An 18685-nucleotide genomic window follows, 5' to 3' on the forward strand; every position below is an offset into this window, starting at 1 on the left:
TCTACTGAAAAAATATCCGGTACTGCAGAGCATGAGCAGGAAAGGGAATTGCTGGGACAACGCTCCGATGGAAAGCTTTTTCAAATCGATGAAATCCGAATGGATATACCATCATGAATATATTGACAGGCCACAGGCCTCGGTAGCAGTATTCGAATATATTGAAAGCTGGTATAACAGGAAAAGGCTCCATTCAGCCCTCGGGTATTTAACACCTGCACAATATGAAAAATTGCTGTTGGATCGGGCCGCTTAGGATTATAGTGTTAGGAAAAACCAACCTAACCTAAATACTGAAAAATGTCTCCACTTTTTTGTTGTAATTCCACCACACTTAAAGAACGGAGCTTATCCAGTGCTGCTGCATCTGTTCCATCAATCCCGTGTTTACGGGCAAAGTTAACTCCAATGGTTTCTGCTGAAACGGGGTAATGAGGGTCTGCGTTTTCTTTGTTGATTGGTCTTCCCGTGAGAACACCATCCCGACCACCACCGGACTGTATGATGGCTTTATGGAAAAGACCTTTAGCGGCAGGAATGGTCAGTAAAGAATGTACAGAAACGCCCCCGGCGGACTCGCCGAAAATAGTGACGTTGTTGGGGTCGCCTCCAAATGCCGAAATGTTTTTCTGTATCCATTTTAAGGCAGCAATTTGGTCCATATACGCATAACTGCCTTTGGGTTCTTCGGGATGCTCTGCGGAAAGGGCAGGAAATGCGAAATGACCCAATCTTCCCAAGCGATAATTGAAGTTCACAAGTATGACCCCTTGCCCGGCAAATTGCGTTCCCGAAGTTTCTGCGTAGGAACTGCCGCCGCCAACAAATCCCCCGCCATAAATCCAAACCATAACAGGTAGTTTTGTTCCCTGTTTAATGTTGGTTGGTCGCCACAGGTTTAAAAAAAGGCAATCTTCCGATGTATTTTCCCGAATTGCATTATTACCGCGTGGAAAGGCAGCTTGCGCACAATCCGAACAGAATTTACTTGCATCACGTACACCCTGCCACGACTGAACAGGTTGTGGAGGTCGCCATCGGAATTTGCCCGTTGGTGGTGCTGCGTAAGGTATTCCTTTAAATACATCTATCTGCCCATCCCTTATACCCTGTACGATACCTGATGCAGTTTGAACCGTAGGCGACGATGTAGATTTATCCTGTCCGATAGCTTGTGCAACAACCAGATTAAAGCACAAGAGAATAACAATTATGTTCGCTGTTTTTTTCATCTTCAGGAAGTTTATTTTTTATCATTGCTGTTCATTTTAACCGGGCGAAGCAAACGGGAAAATGTGAGTGAACCCATCTTCCATTGACCGTTTTCCTTTACATACACTTCGGTTACCATAAAAGGATTGGTAACTGTATTGCCTCCAACAACGGCTTCCAAATCAATATCATTTAAAAGAATGGCAGTATTGCCGATTATATTAACTGTTACACTGTACACTTCCGCTTTTTTGTACCAAATGCCACCAGTTTTAATGGTGTTGAGTTCCTGTTCTTTCCCCCAAGTTCCGCCCATATGCACAAACACGGACTTTTCGTGAAATAACGTTTTCAGTGTATCTGCATTTTTAGCTGCCATCCATTGCCATTTGTCTTTGGATAGCTTAATGACTTCCTGCTCCTGCGGGGTGCTTTGTGAAAATGCCGATGCTGTTCCCATAATGATGATGAACAGCCCAAGAATAAATTTTTTCATAATGATTACTGTTTAAGTTTCTGTGATGGTGTATTTTTAATTGAAGTGGTTACTTTATCATTTGGTTTTTCCAAAAATCTACGGCTTTAGGAAGCCAACCTGCGGCATCTGTTCCTGTTCCCAAAGCGAACCCGTGACCTGCGGTCTTATACCGCTGGTAAGCAACGGTAACGCCTGCGTTCTTCAAATTCTGTACACGTCTATCTACGGTCTGTATGTTAGCTATCCTGTCATTTTCACTGTTGGTAATGAATGTGGCGGGAAAGCCTTTATTGTAGGTGGATTGACCTGTGTAAGCAATTACTGCTGTAACAGGTTTCGGATGGTTCCCCGTGGTGAAGGCATTCACACCATAATCCGCAATATTGCCCACCATTCTCGCCCCTGCGGAAAAACCCCACAAAGAATAGTTCTTTGTATCTACTTGCAGGGTCTTTGCATTCTGAAAAATGAAACTTATCGCATTTGCCAAATCTTCCGTTGCCCATTGTTCACTGCCAATCCGGTAACGGATAACAAAGGCATTCAGCTTCTTTTTGCTGATTTCGGATGCCAACGGCAAACCCTCGTGCAAGGAACCAACGTAGGCAAACGCACCACCTGGGCAGACTATGGCAAACGGTGCATCGGGGTCGCCACGGTAAAAGAACAGTCCTGTATTGTTTTTATTGGGGTCTTGCTTTTTCTGCGCTTCGGTATAAAAGCTATAAAAAACGGTTTTCCCGTTTTTGGTATCATCAATCAACTGGTTTAGCGATTGTACAATCTCGTCAGGGTTAACCGCATTATGATAGGGCATCAATGTACCAATGTTTGTGATTGGCGTATTGTAATAGCGGGTGTTATCGTCGTTAGGTAACAACAATTCGCCAAAGCCTTTAAATGCAGGGTGTTTTACAATATCCTGAACAAGATTGCCTGTCGTAAGATGGGTATTCATTGTACTGGTGGTGTCTGTGTTATTTTTATTCCCTGTTTCCGTATGGTTTTGCGGAGTGGAAGATGAACAGCTTCCTGCGAAAAGGGCTAAAGACAATATGAAGTTGTAACCTATCATTTTTTTATTTTTTATGCCTGCCATTAATAGAAAGAGGGTTTGTCCCAATCGGTATTCGGTTCGCTTACGCCCAAACTTTTCTTGATGTAACGTTCATCTTCAGCCGTAATAATGTCAGTGATTAATTTGGCAACAGCTTCCCTCGTAACCTGTGTGCCTTTGAAAAGTTCTCCCTTTTGGGTTAGGCTATAATTTTTATTGCCTTGTTCATCATATAGCCAACTAAGCCGAAGAAGCGTATAATCAAGCTCCGAACCCTCAATGGCTAAAGCTGATTTTATCTGTGCTTTCATACGTGGGGAGTTCCCAATCATCCTTTTATTCCATTGCCCGAATGCTCCCGGCACTTCATCATATATACCGAGGATAGAAGCTGCAATTACACGTTTTACACCGGACTTATTCATAGCTTCAACGATTGTGTCGGTGGACTGGTCATCTCCCATATCGTTGATGTAAACCACATCAATCCTGTCCATTGCGCTTATCAGCGTATCTAAATCCTTAAAATCTCCGTCCACAATTTTTACTCTTTCGGACTTCTTCAATTTCAAGCGTTTATCTGCATTTTTTGCATACAGCACCAAATCGTTCTTAGTCTGTGCAAGCAGGTCGTCTGTCAATAGTTTTCCTATCTTTCCTGCTGCGCCTAATATTAATATGTTCATTCTCTTATAGTTCATTAATTAGTTAATCCTATTTTCTTCAACCACTTCTTTACTTCTGCCTGTACCTGAACTTCTTTATCGCCCTCCATCACAAACAAAATCCCATCCCTTTCAGAACCGCCCTTAACCGTGAAGCCGTCCAGTACCTCACTGTTCGGGCATAACTCTTTTACCGTTTGAAAACTGCTGCCGATACCATAACCGCCGTTGGTGTTGAACGGGATTACTTTTTTACCGCTTAAATCATATTGTTTTAAAAAACTTTTCATCGGTGGCGGCAACTGCATTCCCCACGTTGGAAAACCGACAAAGACAACATCGTATTTTTGGATGCTGTCAATCTTTGTTTTGAGGGGTGGCAGATAACCTGTCCTGTTTTCTTCTGCAACCTGATTTACCGTTGTCTGGTAGTGTTCAGGGTATGGTGTTTCCAACTCCAAAGCAACCAATGTGCCGCCCACGTTTTTTTGAATGATTTGCGCTACTGCTTTTGTATTGTTGGTGCGGGATAAATAAACAATGAGTGTCCGTTCGGACTTTTTACCTGATGGTGCGTCTTTATTTGCTTCTTCCTGCTTAACAGGAGTGCAAGACATAAACAACATCGTTATTAAAAGTGCTATTTGCATAATCCAATGTTTTTTGTTTGTCATACTAAATCTGCGGTAAGTCCCCCGGACTTGCCCCGAACCAGTGGTTAGAAGCCTGCCCGTGGGTCAGTACCTTGTTTGTTGTTAACCGTTGCTCTTATTGGGCAGCCATATCTTTAATCTTGTCGATGGCATTATTGAAGCCGATATTAGTTCCGCTTGAACCTGCCAAACGTCCTACTTTAACTTCGCTGATGTGCTTTCCCTCTACAACGGCGGGAACCGCTGCCGCAAAACGCTCCTGAAAATCTCTCGAAGTAGGATTATTATCGGGCATAGGTGTTACTTCCACATCCATAATAATACCGTTCTTAAGCTCTAAATCTACCGTAATGAAAGACGGCGCACCGCCATACCAACCAACGGCAGAATATTCCCCGTCCTTGAAAACCCTTGTGTCGGGATTTGTGGGCAGAAGCGCATCATCGGTAGTTATATCATCATCTTTTGAGCAAGACGACAATAGAAACAGTCCCGCCGTCACGGTCGTTAAAAGGTGCTTTCTGATGAACATTTGTTTAATCATATCCTTTAATTTTAATTGTCAATATTTACTTTTTAAATCATTATTTCTTTGTAAACAAGGTTCCCTTAAAGTTTTCGGAAACGTCTATGCACATATCTGAAAACATACGGACGAATGAAAAGTCAAAAAAGGGCTGTAACTTTTCTGCATCTACAAAAAACAAGGCGGTAGCAAGACCGTCTGCCGTCAAAGCGTTTTCTGCAATTACCCAAGTTGCCACAACATCTTGTACAGGCTCCCCAGTTCGCCCATTTAATATATGGTGCAGGTCTTTACCCCATTTTCTCCGGTTGGTAGCAGACGCACATATCGCACTATTTTTGAGTGGTACAGTTCCTATAACCATTTCACGGTTTTCGGGATGCTCTAATCCAATGATAAATTCGGTATCGCCTTTGTGCCGGATATCGCCACCGCCATCAATCACAAATTCCGCTATGCTTTCATCAACCAGTATTTCAGAAAGAATATCTACCAAATATCCTTTTCCGGCTGCGCCTACATCTATGGTTACCGGGCGTTGGGTCGTAAGGCAGTTGCCTTGACGGAAAACATCTTTTTGCCAATCGGGAAGCTGTTTATTTGTATTGAAATAACCTGCCTGCGGGTCTGCCTGTAATGAGTAATTGGCATCATAGCCCAATAGCTCCAGTTCGCTTCCGATAAGTGGTTCTACCTTGCCCCCGGTTACTTTATAGAGTATATCGTATAGTTCAAAAAGAGGCGATGCGTCTTCGGGAAACGGGAATGTTCCCCCTTGTGTAGCTGTGGCTATTGTCGTGATTAACGAGTTGCTAAGAAAGCGGGAATAGGTTGTGTCAAAAATGGAAATCCTTTGGTGCAGGCATTGTTTTACCGATGCGGGCAACGGCTCTGCTGTACCGATGTACCATTGTGTACCGATAGCTTCAAATTCATAGCCAATATTTAAGATACTGTCCTGCATTAAATGCTATTTTTATTTTGCCTGATGAAAACAAATCGAACCTAATTTGCCTCACTTACAAATTTCCGTCTTTACTAATAACTGTTACTTATACAGATTACTGTTTTACCTACCAAAATCACTGATTTGTAGATATTACCGTAAAACGAGGGGAATGATTTTGTAAATTTGTTTATCGGATTTAAACATTTAAATAATGGACGATATTATCAATTTCAGCACCATAAGGGAATACAATGTTTTTAATAGCAATGAAACCTTGCACCCTATGGTTAGCGTGGTTCATTTGGACAAAGCTGACCCAAGAAAGCTAAGTCGTATGCGCTATGAGTTCTATACGGTCTTTCTGAAAAAAATCCACTGTGGCGACCTGCGTTACGGACTGGGCAATTATGATTATGAAGAAGGTTCATTGATATTTCTTGCTCCCGGTCAGGTAATTGGCGAAAGCGGAGAAGATTATTATCAGCCACAGGGTATTGCTTTGGTATTCCATCCCGATTTGTTATTGGGTACTTCGCTTGGAAAAAATATGGATGATTACCATTTTTTCTCTTATGCCGTTAACGAAGCCCTGCATTTATCAGAGAAGGAAAGAAAAATCATATTGGACTGTTTTGATAAAATAGAGTATGAATTACAACACGCTATTGATAAGCACAGCAAGCAACTGATTGTTTCAACTATCGAGTTGTTCCTGAATTATTGTACCCGATTTTATGACCGTCAGTTTATTACAAGGGAAGTTGTAAACAAGGGCATTTTAGAACGGTTTGAAGAAATATTAGATAACTATTTTTCTTCGGACAAGCCACAAAATATAGGCTTGCCGTCAGTTGGTTGGTGTGCTGATGAATTGAACCTATCCGCTAATTATTTTGGCGATTTAATCAAGAAAGAAACCGGAGTATCTGCACAGGAATATATACAGTCCAAAGTAATCAATATTGCCAAAGTGCGGATTTTCGACCTTAACAAATCTATCAGTGAGATTGCGTATGAACTGGGGTTTAAATACCCGCAGCACTTTACACGGCTGTTTAAGCAAAAAACAGGGGTTACCCCCAACGAATACCGAAGTTTGAATAAAAAAGGTGCTATGAAAATAGCACCTTTTTTATTCCTGTTGCACTAAATGCTGCAAGTTCGGGTCATTCTTAATTCGCTCCATTTCACTTATAACAATATTCAGTATGTCTGATTTTATCTGCTTGTAATTACTTTCAATTTCCTGCTTCATTTTATCCTCGCCCTGCTCATTTACAAAAGATAAGATTTGCGGTATTTGCTGATAGGCTTTGCTTTCTGCTGCTACTTTTTCATTATCTACCACAATTTCAGCGTGAAATATTTTTTGCTCGATACGCTCGTCAAAGTTATCTGATACAGAACCTACGAACATACCTTGTGTTAGCGTTGAAATTTTGGAAGCCGGAATAAGGCTGTCTAACTGTGTGGAAATAGAGGTAGATTTATCGTTGCGGTTAATCGTCATACTTTGGCGTTTCTGCAATACTTTACCGAAGCGTTCCGATAGGCTTTTGGCAGTTTCTCCAACCACCTGCCCACTGAATATATTGCCGACGGTATTCTGTATTACCTTACTTTCTTTGTCGCCGTAATCCCTCGTTAACTGTGAAAAGTCCTGAAAGCCCAAACATACCGCTACCTTATTACTTCTCGCTGTTGCGATAAGATTGTCCAGTCCCCTGAAATAAATTGTGGGCAGCTCATCTATGATAACCGAACTCTTTAGCTGTCCTTTTTTATTAATCAGTTTTACAATCCTCGAATTGTACAAACCCAAAGCTGCCGAATAGATATTTTGTCGGTCGGGATTGTTGCCTACGCATAAAATCTTTGGCTCTTTAGGATTATTGATGTCGAGCGTAAAATCGTCGCCTGTCATTACCCAGTACAGTTGCGGGCTAATCATTCTTGAAAGAGGGATTTTTGCCGATGCGATTTGACCTTGTAACTGGTCTTGTGCGCCACCTTGCCACGCATCCATAAACGGCGATAAATAATTTTCCAAATCAGGGTATGAGGTTAAAATCGTGAACACGTCCGAATACTTTTTATTCAGCAATTCAATAGCGTGCGGGAATGTGCAATACTTACCATCCTCATAGATTTTCAGATACCAAATAATGGCTGCAAGCAATATAATTGGGCTTTCCACGAAAAAATCCCCTTGCTTCTGTATCCACGACCTGTTGAGGTTCAGCATTATGGTATATGCCGCTTCGTAAGCATCTGAAATATCCGTCATAAAGTCGGGATTAAGCGGGTTACAACGGTGGCTCTTGCGTGGGTCGTCGAAATTTATCACGTAAAATTTCGGCTGAACTTTGTACTTGTCCCGATGCTTCAGTAAGTGATTGTAGGCAATAGTAGAAAGGTCGTCAAACTTAAAATCATAGATGTACATACTAAAGCCTTTCTCAATCTGCTGCTTAATGTAGTTGTTCACGATAGCATACGATTTACCGGAACCCGGAGTACCCAACACGATTGATGCCCTGAAAGGATTTACAATGTTTATCCAACCGTTGTTCCATTTGCCTTTGTAGTAAAATTTGGTGGGCAGGTTGACGGAATACTCGTTTTCCATCAATTTTGTTTCCTGCTGAAAGCTCTCGTTTTCGTTATTAAAAACGTCGTCCATTAGGTTAGTGCGCAGCAATCGGCTCATCCATACGCCCGCCATCAGCAAAGCGATATAACCTAAAGAGATAGTCAGCATATACAGGAATGTACCTGTTGCCGGAGATAGCTTCAACAATGGTGTGTTCAGAAAGAACAGCGCAAAGCCCACGCCCAAAGCCACATATATTTTAGACCAGGTTATCTTCTCATTCTTTACGCCTTTTGTGCCTAAGCAACTCAAAGCCAACAAAACCAAAGCGAAGGCTTTGGTATATAAGGTATGTGAAAACAAACCCGCCGTTCTATTGAAATTCCCTAAGATTTTGTTGATTACTTCCAACGTCCAACCACGTTCTAAAAAGAAACCGTAGCAGAACCAATATAGGTGCATCAGCACCAATAGAATACTGACTGCCCGCATAAAAGCCATTATCTTGGCAAGCCCTCTTAAATCGTCTTCTCCCTGCATTATTTTAAGTTTTAATGTTCGGGCGTGAATTTAAAGGCTCTATTGAGTGGCTCTAAGAATGTGGCAGCCAGTGGCGTTGTGTGGCAGTATTTGGCTACATTTTTTTTACTTTCTTTCCGCAGTATCTCGTATTTGTGCAGGATATCGTTCGCCTACGATTTTTATCGTTGCCAATGCCAAATTGATTTTGTTTAATTCATCGTTAGACAACAAAATATCTGCACCTCCAACGTTTTCTTGTAAGCGACGCACTTTTGATGTCCCTGGAATGGGAACAATAAAAGGCTTTTGAGCTAAGAGCCAACCTAATGCAATTTGTGCAGGTGTAGCTGTTTTGTCTACCGCAATGGAAACAACCAAATCAACTAATGCCTTATTGGCTTCCCTGTTCTCTTTGCTAAAACGCGGAGACATATTTCTTGCATCAGTTTTATCTAACTCTACATCTGCGTTTATTGTTCCTGTTAAAAATCCCTTTCCCAATGGACTGAAAGCAACCAAACCAATTCCCAATTCTTCCAATGTTGGAATGATTTCATTTTCCGGTTCGCGATAGAACATTGAATACTCGCTTTGCAAAGCCGTTACAGGTAAAACAGCGTGTGCCTTTCGAATGATTTCGGTATTTACTTCACACAAACCAAAATACTTTACCTTACCTTCCTGTATTAAGTCTTTTACCGCACCTGCAACATCTTCTATTGGAACATTCGGGTCATATCTGTGCTGATAAAACACATCAATTACGTCGGTTCTTAATCTTTTCAAAGATGCTTCGGCAACTGCTTTTATATTCTCGGGACGGCTGTCCAGTCCCAATCTTCCGTCCCCGTTCTTAAAGCCGAATTTTGTAGCAATCACAACTTCTTGGCGTACCGGTTCAAGTGCTTCACCCACCAAAAGCTCGTTTTCTCCATAACCTTGTGCGGTATCAAAAAACGTAATGCCGTTTTCAACTGCCGAACGAATTAACTTTACGCTTTCTTCTTTCGTAGGTGCGTTTGGAAAACTTAATCCCATCGCACCGAAACCCAATGCAGATACTGCTAATCCGCTATTTCCTAATTTTCTTGATTTCATTTTTTTTTGATTTTAAAATTTGATAGTACAAAGTTGCCTCGAATAAAAATGAAACCATTTGCCATTTGGCAAAAAACGATTTTAGCGGATATTTTTTCTAATTCTGCTTAAAGATGATTGTGTAATGCCTAAATAAGAAGCGATGTATGCCAAAGGAACACGATTGACCAATGTCGGGAATTTTTGCATAAAATCAAGATAGCGTTCGGTTCCGTCTTGCGAAACCAATTCACTCCTCCTTGTGATTTTTTCACTATGATGTTTCGTGATTATTTTTTGAACAATGCTGTCCCAACCAATGATGGTCTCGGAAAGGTCTTTCCAATCTTGTTTGGAGAAAACAACCAATTTACAGTCAGTAAGAGCCGACAGATATTCAGAGGGCGTAAAAACTTCAGCAACCGTGTTGCCCGATAAAATCAAATGGTTTTCGTCAATAAAGTAACGTGTTATTTCTTCGCCTTTATTGTTGTAATAAAACACACGGATAACCCCATCTGTAAGAAAACCTATTTGCTTTACCGTTTTTCCTGCTTCCCAATAATATTTGTCTTTGTGAAGTTCTATTTCTGTAGCCTTACTTTTAATAAGACCAATCTGCTGTTGGTTCAAATTGCCAAACTGTAATAGATAATTTATAAATTCTTCCATTTAGCAAAGTTAGAAATTGTTGTTTGGAGGGCATTTGTCATTTGGTAAAAAGTATCATTCACATTTATTAATTTTCATTTAGAAAATGCTTTAAACTCAATTTATAACTGTTTTAAGCCTTACCGTTTTTCAGTCCTCTTTTCTTCTTCATCTTGTTGGCAAAGTCCTGTTCTTCGTAATCTTCTCCCTGTGCTTCGGGCAGTAAACCGCCCAATGCTTCAACCAAGCCGTCTTCGTGTTTATCCGTAGTTAAGAAATCGAACAAATGGTGTGGTTCTTCCGCAGGAAGATCCGCATCATTTGATGTGGATTGCTTGGGTATTGGTACGGTAGGTTCTTTTATTTCCGGTTTTATATTATTGTTCCAATAATCATTAAAGATATTGGCAGAAAGTTCCGTGCTTAAACGTGAACCGTTCCAAACCGCTTTTGAATTGTGGTCTATAAACGTAATACCATAAATACGACCTGTATCGTTCCGGCGTACCACTACGTTAATGCCCTGTTCAGCCAACTGCTTTTTAAAAGCCTGTTCATCGCTCGTGGATTTCAGGGCAATGGTAATTGCAGCTTTTAGGGTCTGCTTACTTGGGTGGTCTTTTAAAGCTGTTTTGCATTTCGCAAAATGCAGTTCCAAAGCAGGTAGCCCTGCGCTCTTCCCAAACAGGGAAGCCTTGAACGGATGCCCGGCTCTTTCTCCTTTTTCATTCAAGGGAATGTACAACAAACCCTGCTGCATTTTTCCGTGCAGTTCGCCCTGCACTTTTTCAGTGGTAATATTGAACAGGGACAGTAAGGCATTGTATTCGCCCAAAGTCTGGTACTGGTAATAATTCGGCAGGTGGCGAACGACTGATGCAATTTGGCTCTTTGCATCGCCTGCCCGATAATCTGCCGGACGAAAAACCTTGTCATTCTGATTGCGCTCTTTATCGGTTGCAGGTATTAAGCCGTGCTTTCTTTCCAGTTCACGGCACAGGTTCATAGACCGCATTTTCTCGAACTTGTCCGAAATCTTTTTACCCTGCTCGTCCACGCAAACCGAAACGATATGGATATGGCTGCGGTCAATATCGGTATGTTTGAATACGACAAAAGGCTGTTCGCCGTAGCCCATTTCCCGCATATATTCTTCTGCCATTTCCCGAAATTTATCATCACTTACCTTGTCATTCGGGTCGGGATTGAGTGAAATATGCAGGGTATGTTTCTCTGTATTGCGATTAGCAATCAGGTAAGGGGCAAAAGACTGGGCTAATTGTGCAACGGAATAATGACCGCTTGCGTTTTCAATCATCTTGTTGGCGAACAAAATTTGCCCGTTTTCATTCTCCACTTTAAGCTGATTGTATGCCAACGCCCCGTATAAATTTGCGCTTCTTCCAATTTTTGCTATCACTACTACATTATTTTTTTAGGTATTCTTCCTCAAATTTTTCGGTAATCTGAATGATTTTTTGACAAAGCATCGCCATTTCTGCCGTCTGTTTTTCCAGTTTATACAGGAATGCTGCCGCCTTTTTCTCGGAAAAATTCTTGTACAATAGCTTTACAATCTGATTATAGTTCACGCCTACGGAACGGAACTGGCTGTGAAAAGAGGTCAGCCGCATATAAAAATCAACTGTTCCTTTATCAATCTTAACCGATTTCATTTCCTTACCAAACAGTAGGGAAATGATAAACTTCGCTTTATTGGTCATTCCCGATGCTTCAAAAAGCGATAAAAGTTTGGCGTTTTCTTCATCTGTAAGACGGAAAACGTGGCGGTGGATGCTTGGGTCGGTTTTAGGTGTCCGTCCGCCCTTATTCTGTTTACTGTTACTATTCTCGTTCATCACAAATCCATTTTAAAATCATACAAAACCCTGACTTCGGAAGGTGTGTTCTGCCCCCTGCAAAGGGCAAGTTGTTTTGAGGCACGAACTCGGTTTCGAGTGCCTCAAAACACAACTTGCCGTGTTCCGGTGAACACAAAAATCCGCCCTGCGGGACGGATTAAATGTAACAGGGAAAAACGGCTCGATGCCGCCCGTGTTACCCCCCGATTTGTCAAAAGACTTCTGCATAAATCCGTTAATAAAAATCACAATACAAAGTAAAGCCCTGTTCCCGATAGCGTTGCACTGTGCCACAGTGCCAAACAGTGCCTCTGACCGCCAAACAATGCCACAGGCATACAATCAAATGAAATTGATTGGTTCTTTGCCTTTGAATGATGGCAGGAAGACAGGCAGCCCGTACTTCAGGAAGAGCAGACGGCACACATTCAGGAATGCAGGCAATCCTGCCTGCCTGATTGCAGGAATGCAAGAAAGCAAGATTGCACGACTGACGGAAAGCGTGAACGCTTGCTATCCAACTATCCGGCTCGCCTGAATGATTGGTTGATTGACGGAATGAAAGAATGACGGCAAGCCTGCCTGATAAGCTACCAGAATGATTGCAAGGCTGCTGTACTGCAAGGAAGCAGGCAATCAGGTAAGAACGCAGGCAACCCTGATAGCTATCCTGAAAGAACGCAGGAAATCAGAACGGCTTGCCGGAACTCCTGCAAGCCTGAAAACAGGAATTTGAAAACTTTAAATTTTAAAAATATGGACACAAAAAAGAAACCTCTGTTTATCGCTTTTTCTTCACAAAAAGGAGGTGTTGGCAAAAGCACATTTACCACGCTTGTGGCAAGTACAATGCACTATCGGTTAGGCTACAACGTAGCCGTATTTGATGCGGATTTTCCGCAGCATAGTTTAATGAAAATGAAAGCCCGTGATTTGGCAATGGTAATGGAAAATGAGACTTTGAAAAAACTGGCGTATAAGCAATTTACCACTATCAACAAGAAAGCCTATCCGATAACACAGCATAAAGCAGATAGCGTATTGGATGCTGCACACGAATATGTAACGGCTTCTGCCGTTCCGGTCGATGTGGTATTCTTCGACCTGCCCGGAACTGTGAACACGCCCGGCATTCTGAAAGCACTGGCAGGAATGCACCACATTTTTACGCCTATTATCGCAGACCGTGTAGTGATGGAAAGTACCCTCATTTTCACGCAGCTTTTGCGGGATGTGATTATGAAAAAAGGCGAAACGTCCATAGAAACCATTAACCTGTTTTGGAACCAGGTGGACGGCAGGGAAAGCACGCCCTTATATGACGTGTACAATCAGCTTATAGCGCAACTGGGATTTAGCCTAATGCAAAGCCAAGTGAAGAACAGCACACGTTTTCGCAAAGAAAGCGAAGCAGACAGTAAAACGGTTTTCCGTTCTACCGTGCTGCCGCCTGATGAACGTTTAATGAAAGCCTGCCAATTAGACCTGTTCATTAATGAATTTCTAAAAATCATTCAATTATAGTCCTATGGAAAAAGATAATAAGAGAAAAGTCACGCCCGACATCGACGAGGAGTTGATGATGAACCTGATGGTGGACGGCGTTAAAAAAGAGGGCTTACAGCTTCCACCTGAACTGCCGGAAGAGCCGGAAAAGGAAACTGTAAAAGAAGAATTGAAACAGGAAGAATTGCTACAAAGCAAACCTGTGCAAAGGGAACGTAACCGCACAAAAAAAAATCTTGACGGCAGCTACGGCGAACATTTTTTGAAAACGCACTCTATGACAAAGCGGGGCGATAAAAGCATTTATATCCGGCAGGAATACCACGAACGGTTATCCCGTATTGTGCAGGTTATTGGTAAAGATGAGATACCCCTGTATGCCTACCTTGACAATATACTGGAACATCATTTTGAAATGTTTGAGAAAGCAATCACAGACGATTTCAACGAAAAGTTTAAACCTATTTTTTAAAGCATTTGATTATGGAAATAGTAATTGTGATTTGCCTGCTAATAGTCATTGCCCTGCTTTTGCAGGACAAGATTGTCATTAAAAAAAGGTCGGAGCAAAAGCCTGTGCAGGAAAAAGTAAACCCGAACCTGCCCGATATTATGGGACAGCCCAAGCCAGTAAAAAGCCATTCAGTGCCAAACACTGCCAATGAAAGCCAAATAACAGAACCGGAGATAAACCCCGATAATTTAGACATCGAATACGACGAGAACGAAATCGTCGGTAAGCAAATTCCGCAGGAAGAACTGGACGAAGTTTTCAGCAATATGCCTGATTTGGAAGAAGAGGAAGAAGAATGGAACAGGTACGGAATATCCGGTGGCGATGACAGTCTTGCCCAAGGGGTTACCTACGACGAACTAAGCTCCGTAGGGGCGTTGCTCCAAAAAGAAAATTTGGAACAGGCTCAAAAGGAAACAGCGGTAGCCATAGTTCAGAAATTACAGGGAACTGAATTATTCAGCTTATTGGAAAGTTCTATCGAGGGTGCTTCCCGAAAAATTGCCGAGCTTTTGGACAGCACACTTTCGGCTGAAACGGACAACAGTTCTTCCACCTTGCGGAAAAGTGATTTGAGTGATTTTGACATTGGGGAGTTTGTCTGAAAGACGGCTCCCCTTTGTCTTTTAACAGCGTGGCAGGCTGGTAAAACATAAACAGTATAGATATGATTAAGAAAGACGACCCTGATTATATATTCGAGGAATATAAAGGACATACCATAGCAAGCCACAAGAACAATGTTGCTGGCAAAGACATTAATAATCTCATCATCGTTTACCGTTCAGATGAGTTCCCCAATCACGGGTTTATCATCGGGCTTGATGACAGCAAGCTGTCCGGGGGCAGAAAGTCCGTACCGCATAACATAGATGATGCAAAGGGCTACATTGATTGGGTTGTGGGTATTCAACAGAAAAAGGCAGAGATGAAACCGACCAATAATATTGTTGACCAAGAAGCCTACGATATGCGTGTGAATAAAGGAATGCTACCTACCGTTAATATTGCAGGGCATACATTCTATGTGGATATACGAATGGATATGCTTCGCCCAAAAGATGATTTCCTTTCAAAAGGTATTGTGTTCTCGGATATAGCCAACTACTATGATGAAGATAAAAGGACTTACACCATTCCTTACAATCCGAAGACACACGAATTTCAGGAACCCGACTACCGGACTATCAAAGAGCTGCCCAAAGATTTAATCGCTGTGCGGTTCCCCTCCGAAAGATTGCTTGACAGGATTGGATGGAACAGGCACTACGGATTTGAGCTTAGGCACGGACTGGATAAGCAGGGTTTGAAATTACAATTTACCGCAAAGCACATCCCCTGGGAAAAAACCTTTCTTGTTGATTTAATTAAAAGCAATCTCAAAGCCGATAAGAACCTGCAAAAAGCTGGCGAAAAGCAACAGCAAGCACAGTCAAAACAAAGCAAACCGAAAGGTCGCAAAATGTAACTGGAATGCCAATTTACTTATACTGGCTATGATGAAGCAAATCCGGAAAGTAATTTTCTATCTCTATTTTCCCTGTAGACATTTCCAATAGGTATTTCAGTTTTTCCGATATATACCGTATTGTTATCTACAGAATCTATTTTATTTACATTGATGATGTATGATTTACTGACCCTGACAAAGATACTTTTGGGAAGCAAATCATGGATCGTTTTAATATTCATCAGGGTCACCACTTTTTGATTTTCTATGTAGATAATCACATAATCCTTTAGCCCTTCAATATAGAGTATATCACTGAAATGCACCTTGAACATTCTGCGGTCTGCCTTTACAAAAATATAATCATCGGTTATGTGGCGTAAGGACACCATATTTTAGCTTTTCTACCTGTTCGATGAAATATTTTTCTGCAAGCAACCTTCCCAGTTTTTGGAAATTTGGAATTTCTTCAAATAGTTGTTCTATATCTATTTTAGAAATTATTACTACGGAGGATGACTTAAGCGCTTTGATATTTACTTCACTAGGAATGTTTTTTAAAAAACTATAGTAATCGCTCATCATATTTCCTGATGTAAAGAAATCAAGAACCTGCTCTTTTCCTGATTCTGATGCTTGCGAAAGAATGAGAGCTCCGCTTTCAACAAAAGCTATTTTGTTACACATGTTACCTTCGCGTATGAATAATTCATTTTTTAGTATTGTTTGTCTTTCAAACTTACTACTAATGATTTCTAGTTCTTTTGGAGTAAATTCCACATATTCTAACAAGGTATCTGTTATTTTATTTGTCATAATCTTTTTGTCAATACTATTTCATCTATGGTTGACACGCTCTTAAACTTGCAGCTAACGGTTTGGCGCTTGGCGAAGAAGTGGATTTCGGAGCACGAAACTATCTGCCAGCACTAAACTTGAATAGAAGTACAAAGCTCCAAGTTTGCACGTCACCCCGCCTGACGCAAAACCGGTGTGCTTGTTGCACAACTCAAATATAAATAAAAAACGTATCTTGTTTTATGCAAGGACGTAAAGATTTCACCCCGCAACTTTTTTATGAACTAAGTCTGGACAGATTGGTTCCAGCAGATAACTTTTATCGGCGCGTAAATCACGAGTTAGATTTACATTTTCTTTATCAATCGACTCAAAAATATTATGGTGTCGAAGGGTGTCAGAGCATTGACCCTGTAGTTTTTTTCAAGATTTTGTTGGTTGGCTATCTGAATAATATCAACAGCGACCGAGCCTTGATTCGTTATTGTTCCAACTGTTTGGATGTTCGTTTGTTTTTGGGCTATGACCTGAATAAAGATTTGCCCTGGCATTCTACCATCAGTCGCACAAGGCAACTTTTTGGTGAAGAAATTTTTTTGAGTTTATTTCAATCTGTTCTGAAAATGTGTGTCAACAAAGGCATGGTAAGAGGTAAACATCAGGCGGTTGACAGTGCCTTTATCAAGGCCAATGCAAGTATGGAATCTTTGTTAGAAAAGCAAGTTTTGGAAGATGCTTCGGTGTAAGCGAAATCATCGATTAATTCGTAGCCAGAGAAAACAGATTCGCAAACAGGGAACATTTTCAGGGCGAACGGTCGCAGTTCATTGTCTGCCATCAGGGTATCAAACTCATTACACCCTTCCCTTAAAAGACTGGCAGGGTTTGGCGTTAAGAGGTGACATTTTGCAGATTTCAGTAAAACATGAGGGATTGATTTTTATTTTTGTATACGTGATAATCACAAATAAATGAAAGCTTACGAGAGTTTAAATGAAACTTTATCGTTTTACGGAGTCCGGTGTGACGGAGCATACTATATTTCTTCTGGAGAGCCTATAATTGAATTCCCGAAGAAAACATTCCGTATGGATTTTTATGCTTTCTGCATTTGTGTTTCTGGTAGTATTGACCTGGAAATAGACAATCAACAATACAGTATAGCCAGAAATGGTTTTTTGGTATCTGCTCCTTCCACGATTATCAAATTTGTGAACATCAACAAGGATTTCAGGATGAAGGTTCTCTTTTTTGACAAGACCTTTTTACTCAAGAATATGGCCAATCCCTTTTTTATAGAGAAGCTGTCGTTATTTAACAAATCAACTTTTAGTGTAATCACCTCTGATGAGGAATCTGCCCTGCAATTATTCGCCCTGCTCAATTATCTCCAAAAACAGTCTGGCCGAAAAGACAGGTTTATTGAAGACATTATCAGGACCATTATCATTAACCTTCTGCTTGAAACAGCCACCCTTGTCGATAAGGAAAGAGATAAAAAAACGGAGGACAACCATGAAGTGAACAGTCTTTTCTTAAAATTCCATGAATTGCTGGCAGAGCATATTTCCTCCCATAAGGATGTGCAGTTCTATGCCGACAGGCTTTTCATCACCAATAAGTATCTTATTGTTGTTGTAAAGAGGGCAACCGGCAAAACGCCTCACGATATTATAAATAATACCCTGCTTAAAGAGGCTTTGGTACTACTCGGCAATCCAGAGAAAACCATTTCCCAGATAGCTTCGGAGATAGGATTTAGCTCCACTTCGTCCTTCGGGAGATTCTTCAAAAAATATGTTTCTCTCTCCCCGCAGGAATATAGGAGGCAGCAGCACATTTAGGAAAATGAATTCCGGTACAACATTGGCGAATTTGGGTATACAGTTGAAAAATAGTCACTACCAAACGGATAAACTTAAAAACAGGCAATAAACTCACTTAACTTACTGATTATCAGTAAATATTTTCATTAGATAAAAAAGCCNCCCCCCCCTGTTTTTTAGAACAGTTCTACCTGTATACAAGGTGGTTTATTTCGTTTTTTCTGTTTGCTGTAAGTTCTCCTGCTGTTCTGCACCATCCAATATATCTCAAGATTACTGATTAAATGGATTCTTATCAGTGCAGCAATGGTGGAAAACGCCTTTTTGCTCTGGGATTTTACCCGGA

24 protein-coding genes and 1 pseudogene are annotated in these 18685 nt (G+C 41.2%); 10 read left to right on the forward strand and 15 right to left on the reverse strand.

Annotated features, from left to right (window positions below; genetic code table 11):
* Positions 1-256 (forward strand): integrase core domain-containing protein (locus A37S_RS0120670; protein WP_028295214.1); only part of this gene is annotated, 256 nt, incomplete at its 5' end.
* A 25-nt stretch (positions 257-281) separates the two neighbouring features.
* Here the strand turns inward: A37S_RS0120670 and A37S_RS25550 are convergent.
* From A37S_RS25550 to A37S_RS0120705, 7 genes are all read right to left on the reverse strand, one after another.
* A complete protein-coding gene (locus tag A37S_RS25550; protein ID WP_084163995.1) occupies positions 282-1232 on the reverse strand; it encodes a carboxylesterase/lipase family protein in 951 nt (316 codons plus the stop codon).
* Positions 1233-1243: 11 nt separating this feature from the next.
* A complete protein-coding gene (locus A37S_RS0120680; protein WP_028298627.1) occupies positions 1244-1708 on the reverse strand; it encodes a nuclear transport factor 2 family protein in 465 nt (154 codons plus the stop codon).
* 49 nt (positions 1709-1757) lie between these two features.
* Positions 1758-2765 (reverse strand): alpha/beta hydrolase, encoded by a 1008-nt coding sequence (locus tag A37S_RS0120685; protein WP_211229834.1) that lies wholly within the window; start codon positions 2763-2765, stop codon positions 1758-1760.
* A 23-nt stretch (positions 2766-2788) separates the two neighbouring features.
* Entirely contained in the window at positions 2789-3433 is a 645-nt protein-coding gene (locus tag A37S_RS0120690; protein WP_028298629.1) for an NAD(P)H-binding protein, read from the reverse strand.
* Positions 3434-3447: 14 nt separating this feature from the next.
* Complete coding sequence (locus A37S_RS0120695; RefSeq protein WP_157278950.1) at positions 3448-4062, reverse strand: flavodoxin; 615 nt, start codon at positions 4060-4062, stop codon at positions 3448-3450.
* Between the two features lie 118 nt (positions 4063-4180).
* Entirely contained in the window at positions 4181-4609 is a 429-nt protein-coding gene (locus A37S_RS25555; protein ID WP_157278953.1) for a hypothetical protein, read from the reverse strand.
* 40 nt (positions 4610-4649) lie between these two features.
* Entirely contained in the window at positions 4650-5555 is a 906-nt protein-coding gene (locus tag A37S_RS0120705) for an FAD:protein FMN transferase (protein ID WP_211229835.1), read from the reverse strand.
* Positions 5556-5751: 196 nt separating this feature from the next.
* Here A37S_RS0120705 and A37S_RS25560 point away from each other — a divergent pair, with 196 nt between their 5' ends.
* Complete coding sequence (locus tag A37S_RS25560; protein ID WP_051293360.1) at positions 5752-6690, forward strand: helix-turn-helix domain-containing protein; 939 nt, start codon at positions 5752-5754, stop codon at positions 6688-6690.
* Here the strand turns inward: A37S_RS25560 and mobC are convergent.
* The 5 genes from mobC to mobA all read right to left on the reverse strand — a co-directional run bounded on the left by mobC (position 6673) and on the right by mobA (position 12242).
* Positions 6673-8673: a conjugal transfer protein MobC gene (gene mobC / locus A37S_RS0120715; RefSeq protein WP_028298632.1), complete on the reverse strand. Its 2001-nt coding sequence runs from the start codon at positions 8671-8673 to the stop codon at positions 6673-6675. The two genes, A37S_RS25560 and mobC, sit on opposite strands and share 18 nt — an antisense overlap.
* A gap of 105 nt (positions 8674-8778) precedes the next feature.
* Positions 8779-9753, reverse strand: coding sequence for an aldo/keto reductase (locus A37S_RS0120720; RefSeq protein ID WP_028298633.1), 975 nt, complete (start codon positions 9751-9753; stop codon positions 8779-8781).
* 81 nt (positions 9754-9834) lie between these two features.
* Complete coding sequence (locus A37S_RS0120725; protein ID WP_028298634.1) at positions 9835-10404, reverse strand: Crp/Fnr family transcriptional regulator; 570 nt, start codon at positions 10402-10404, stop codon at positions 9835-9837.
* Between the two features lie 112 nt (positions 10405-10516).
* Positions 10517-11803, reverse strand: coding sequence for a conjugal transfer protein MobB (mobB, locus tag A37S_RS0120730; protein WP_028298635.1), 1287 nt, complete (start codon positions 11801-11803; stop codon positions 10517-10519).
* A gap of 7 nt (positions 11804-11810) precedes the next feature.
* On the reverse strand, positions 11811-12242 hold the full coding sequence (gene mobA / locus A37S_RS0120735; protein WP_028298636.1) for a conjugal transfer protein MobA: 432 nt from the start codon (positions 12240-12242) through the stop codon (positions 11811-11813).
* A gap of 349 nt (positions 12243-12591) precedes the next feature.
* On the opposite strand from mobA, the gene A37S_RS0120740 reads away from it, so the two are divergent.
* From A37S_RS0120740 to A37S_RS25565, 6 genes are all read left to right on the forward strand, one after another.
* Positions 12592-12783: a hypothetical protein gene (locus A37S_RS0120740; protein ID WP_157278956.1), complete on the forward strand. Its 192-nt coding sequence runs from the start codon at positions 12592-12594 to the stop codon at positions 12781-12783.
* 60 nt (positions 12784-12843) lie between these two features.
* Positions 12844-12981, forward strand: coding sequence for a hypothetical protein (locus A37S_RS27290; protein ID WP_157278959.1), 138 nt, complete (start codon positions 12844-12846; stop codon positions 12979-12981).
* A 20-nt stretch (positions 12982-13001) separates the two neighbouring features.
* Entirely contained in the window at positions 13002-13769 is a 768-nt protein-coding gene (locus A37S_RS0120745; RefSeq protein ID WP_028298638.1) for a ParA family protein, read from the forward strand.
* Positions 13770-13773: 4 nt separating this feature from the next.
* Positions 13774-14223, forward strand: coding sequence for a DUF3408 domain-containing protein (locus A37S_RS0120750; protein WP_028298639.1), 450 nt, complete (start codon positions 13774-13776; stop codon positions 14221-14223).
* 11 nt (positions 14224-14234) lie between these two features.
* Positions 14235-14870: a hypothetical protein gene (locus A37S_RS0120755; RefSeq protein ID WP_028298640.1), complete on the forward strand. Its 636-nt coding sequence runs from the start codon at positions 14235-14237 to the stop codon at positions 14868-14870.
* A gap of 62 nt (positions 14871-14932) precedes the next feature.
* Entirely contained in the window at positions 14933-15733 is an 801-nt protein-coding gene (locus A37S_RS25565; RefSeq protein WP_051293361.1) for a hypothetical protein, read from the forward strand.
* A 26-nt stretch (positions 15734-15759) separates the two neighbouring features.
* Here the strand turns inward: A37S_RS25565 and A37S_RS25570 are convergent, their stop codons facing one another.
* Both A37S_RS25570 and A37S_RS0120770 read right to left on the reverse strand, forming a co-directional pair.
* Complete coding sequence (locus A37S_RS25570) at positions 15760-16107, reverse strand: LytR/AlgR family response regulator transcription factor (RefSeq protein ID WP_206106068.1); 348 nt, start codon at positions 16105-16107, stop codon at positions 15760-15762.
* Positions 16079-16531, reverse strand: a complete 453-nt coding sequence (locus tag A37S_RS0120770; RefSeq protein WP_028298641.1) for a Crp/Fnr family transcriptional regulator — start codon at positions 16529-16531, stop codon at positions 16079-16081. The genes A37S_RS25570 and A37S_RS0120770 overlap by 29 nt, the downstream gene beginning before the upstream one ends.
* 224 nt (positions 16532-16755) lie before the next feature.
* On the opposite strand from A37S_RS0120770, the gene A37S_RS0120775 reads away from it, so the two are divergent.
* Positions 16756-17259 carry a transposase gene (locus tag A37S_RS0120775; protein ID WP_028298642.1) on the forward strand — a complete coding sequence of 168 codons (504 nt, stop codon included), beginning with the start codon at positions 16756-16758 and terminating at the stop codon, positions 17257-17259.
* 47 nt (positions 17260-17306) lie between these two features.
* Here the strand turns inward: A37S_RS0120775 and A37S_RS28240 are convergent.
* Positions 17307-17351, reverse strand: a pseudogene (locus tag A37S_RS28240) (hypothetical protein); the annotation flags it as partial.
* Between the two features lie 250 nt (positions 17352-17601).
* Here A37S_RS28240 and A37S_RS0120780 point away from each other — a divergent pair.
* Positions 17602-18357, forward strand: a complete 756-nt coding sequence (locus A37S_RS0120780) for a helix-turn-helix domain-containing protein (RefSeq protein ID WP_134091297.1) — start codon at positions 17602-17604, stop codon at positions 18355-18357.
* The last annotated feature ends 328 nt before the right edge of the window (positions 18358-18685 follow it).

The organism is Olivibacter sitiensis DSM 17696, from assembly GCF_000427965.1.
Taxonomy (GTDB): Bacteria; Bacteroidota; Bacteroidia; order Sphingobacteriales; family Sphingobacteriaceae; genus Olivibacter; species Olivibacter sitiensis.

What these genes read in the sequence shown, in the direction of transcription:
- A37S_RS25550 (WP_084163995.1), bottom strand. Translation starts at nt 1,232, where the DNA reads ATGAAAAAAACAGCGAACATAATTGTTATTCTCTTGTGCTTTAATCTG.
- A37S_RS0120680 (WP_028298627.1), bottom strand. Translation starts at nt 1,708, where the DNA reads ATGAAAAAATTTATTCTTGGGCTGTTCATCATCATTATGGGAACAGCA.
- A37S_RS0120685 (WP_211229834.1), bottom strand. Translation starts at nt 2,765, where the DNA reads ATGATAGGTTACAACTTCATATTGTCTTTAGCCCTTTTCGCAGGAAGC.
- A37S_RS0120690 (WP_028298629.1), bottom strand. Translation starts at nt 3,433, where the DNA reads ATGAACATATTAATATTAGGCGCAGCAGGAAAGATAGGAAAACTATTG.
- A37S_RS0120695 (WP_157278950.1), bottom strand. Translation starts at nt 4,062, where the DNA reads ATGCAAATAGCACTTTTAATAACGATGTTGTTTATGTCTTGCACTCCT.
- A37S_RS25555 (WP_157278953.1), bottom strand. Translation starts at nt 4,609, where the DNA reads ATGATTAAACAAATGTTCATCAGAAAGCACCTTTTAACGACCGTGACG.
- A37S_RS0120705 (WP_211229835.1), bottom strand. Translation starts at nt 5,555, where the DNA reads ATGCAGGACAGTATCTTAAATATTGGCTATGAATTTGAAGCTATCGGT.
- A37S_RS25560 (WP_051293360.1), top strand. Translation starts at nt 5,752, where the DNA reads ATGGACGATATTATCAATTTCAGCACCATAAGGGAATACAATGTTTTT.
- mobC (WP_028298632.1), bottom strand. Translation starts at nt 8,673, where the DNA reads ATGCAGGGAGAAGACGATTTAAGAGGGCTTGCCAAGATAATGGCTTTT.
- A37S_RS0120720 (WP_028298633.1), bottom strand. Translation starts at nt 9,753, where the DNA reads ATGAAATCAAGAAAATTAGGAAATAGCGGATTAGCAGTATCTGCATTG.
- A37S_RS0120725 (WP_028298634.1), bottom strand. Translation starts at nt 10,404, where the DNA reads ATGGAAGAATTTATAAATTATCTATTACAGTTTGGCAATTTGAACCAA.
- mobA (WP_028298636.1), bottom strand. Translation starts at nt 12,242, where the DNA reads ATGAACGAGAATAGTAACAGTAAACAGAATAAGGGCGGACGGACACCT.
- A37S_RS0120740 (WP_157278956.1), top strand. Translation starts at nt 12,592, where the DNA reads ATGAAATTGATTGGTTCTTTGCCTTTGAATGATGGCAGGAAGACAGGC.
- A37S_RS27290 (WP_157278959.1), top strand. Translation starts at nt 12,844, where the DNA reads ATGATTGCAAGGCTGCTGTACTGCAAGGAAGCAGGCAATCAGGTAAGA.
- A37S_RS0120745 (WP_028298638.1), top strand. Translation starts at nt 13,002, where the DNA reads ATGGACACAAAAAAGAAACCTCTGTTTATCGCTTTTTCTTCACAAAAA.
- A37S_RS0120750 (WP_028298639.1), top strand. Translation starts at nt 13,774, where the DNA reads ATGGAAAAAGATAATAAGAGAAAAGTCACGCCCGACATCGACGAGGAG.
- A37S_RS0120755 (WP_028298640.1), top strand. Translation starts at nt 14,235, where the DNA reads ATGGAAATAGTAATTGTGATTTGCCTGCTAATAGTCATTGCCCTGCTT.
- A37S_RS25565 (WP_051293361.1), top strand. Translation starts at nt 14,933, where the DNA reads ATGATTAAGAAAGACGACCCTGATTATATATTCGAGGAATATAAAGGA.
- A37S_RS25570 (WP_206106068.1), bottom strand. Translation starts at nt 16,107, where the DNA reads ATGGTGTCCTTACGCCACATAACCGATGATTATATTTTTGTAAAGGCA.
- A37S_RS0120770 (WP_028298641.1), bottom strand. Translation starts at nt 16,531, where the DNA reads ATGACAAATAAAATAACAGATACCTTGTTAGAATATGTGGAATTTACT.
- A37S_RS0120775 (WP_028298642.1), top strand. Translation starts at nt 16,756, where the DNA reads ATGCAAGGACGTAAAGATTTCACCCCGCAACTTTTTTATGAACTAAGT.
- A37S_RS0120780 (WP_134091297.1), top strand. Translation starts at nt 17,602, where the DNA reads ATGGATTTTTATGCTTTCTGCATTTGTGTTTCTGGTAGTATTGACCTG.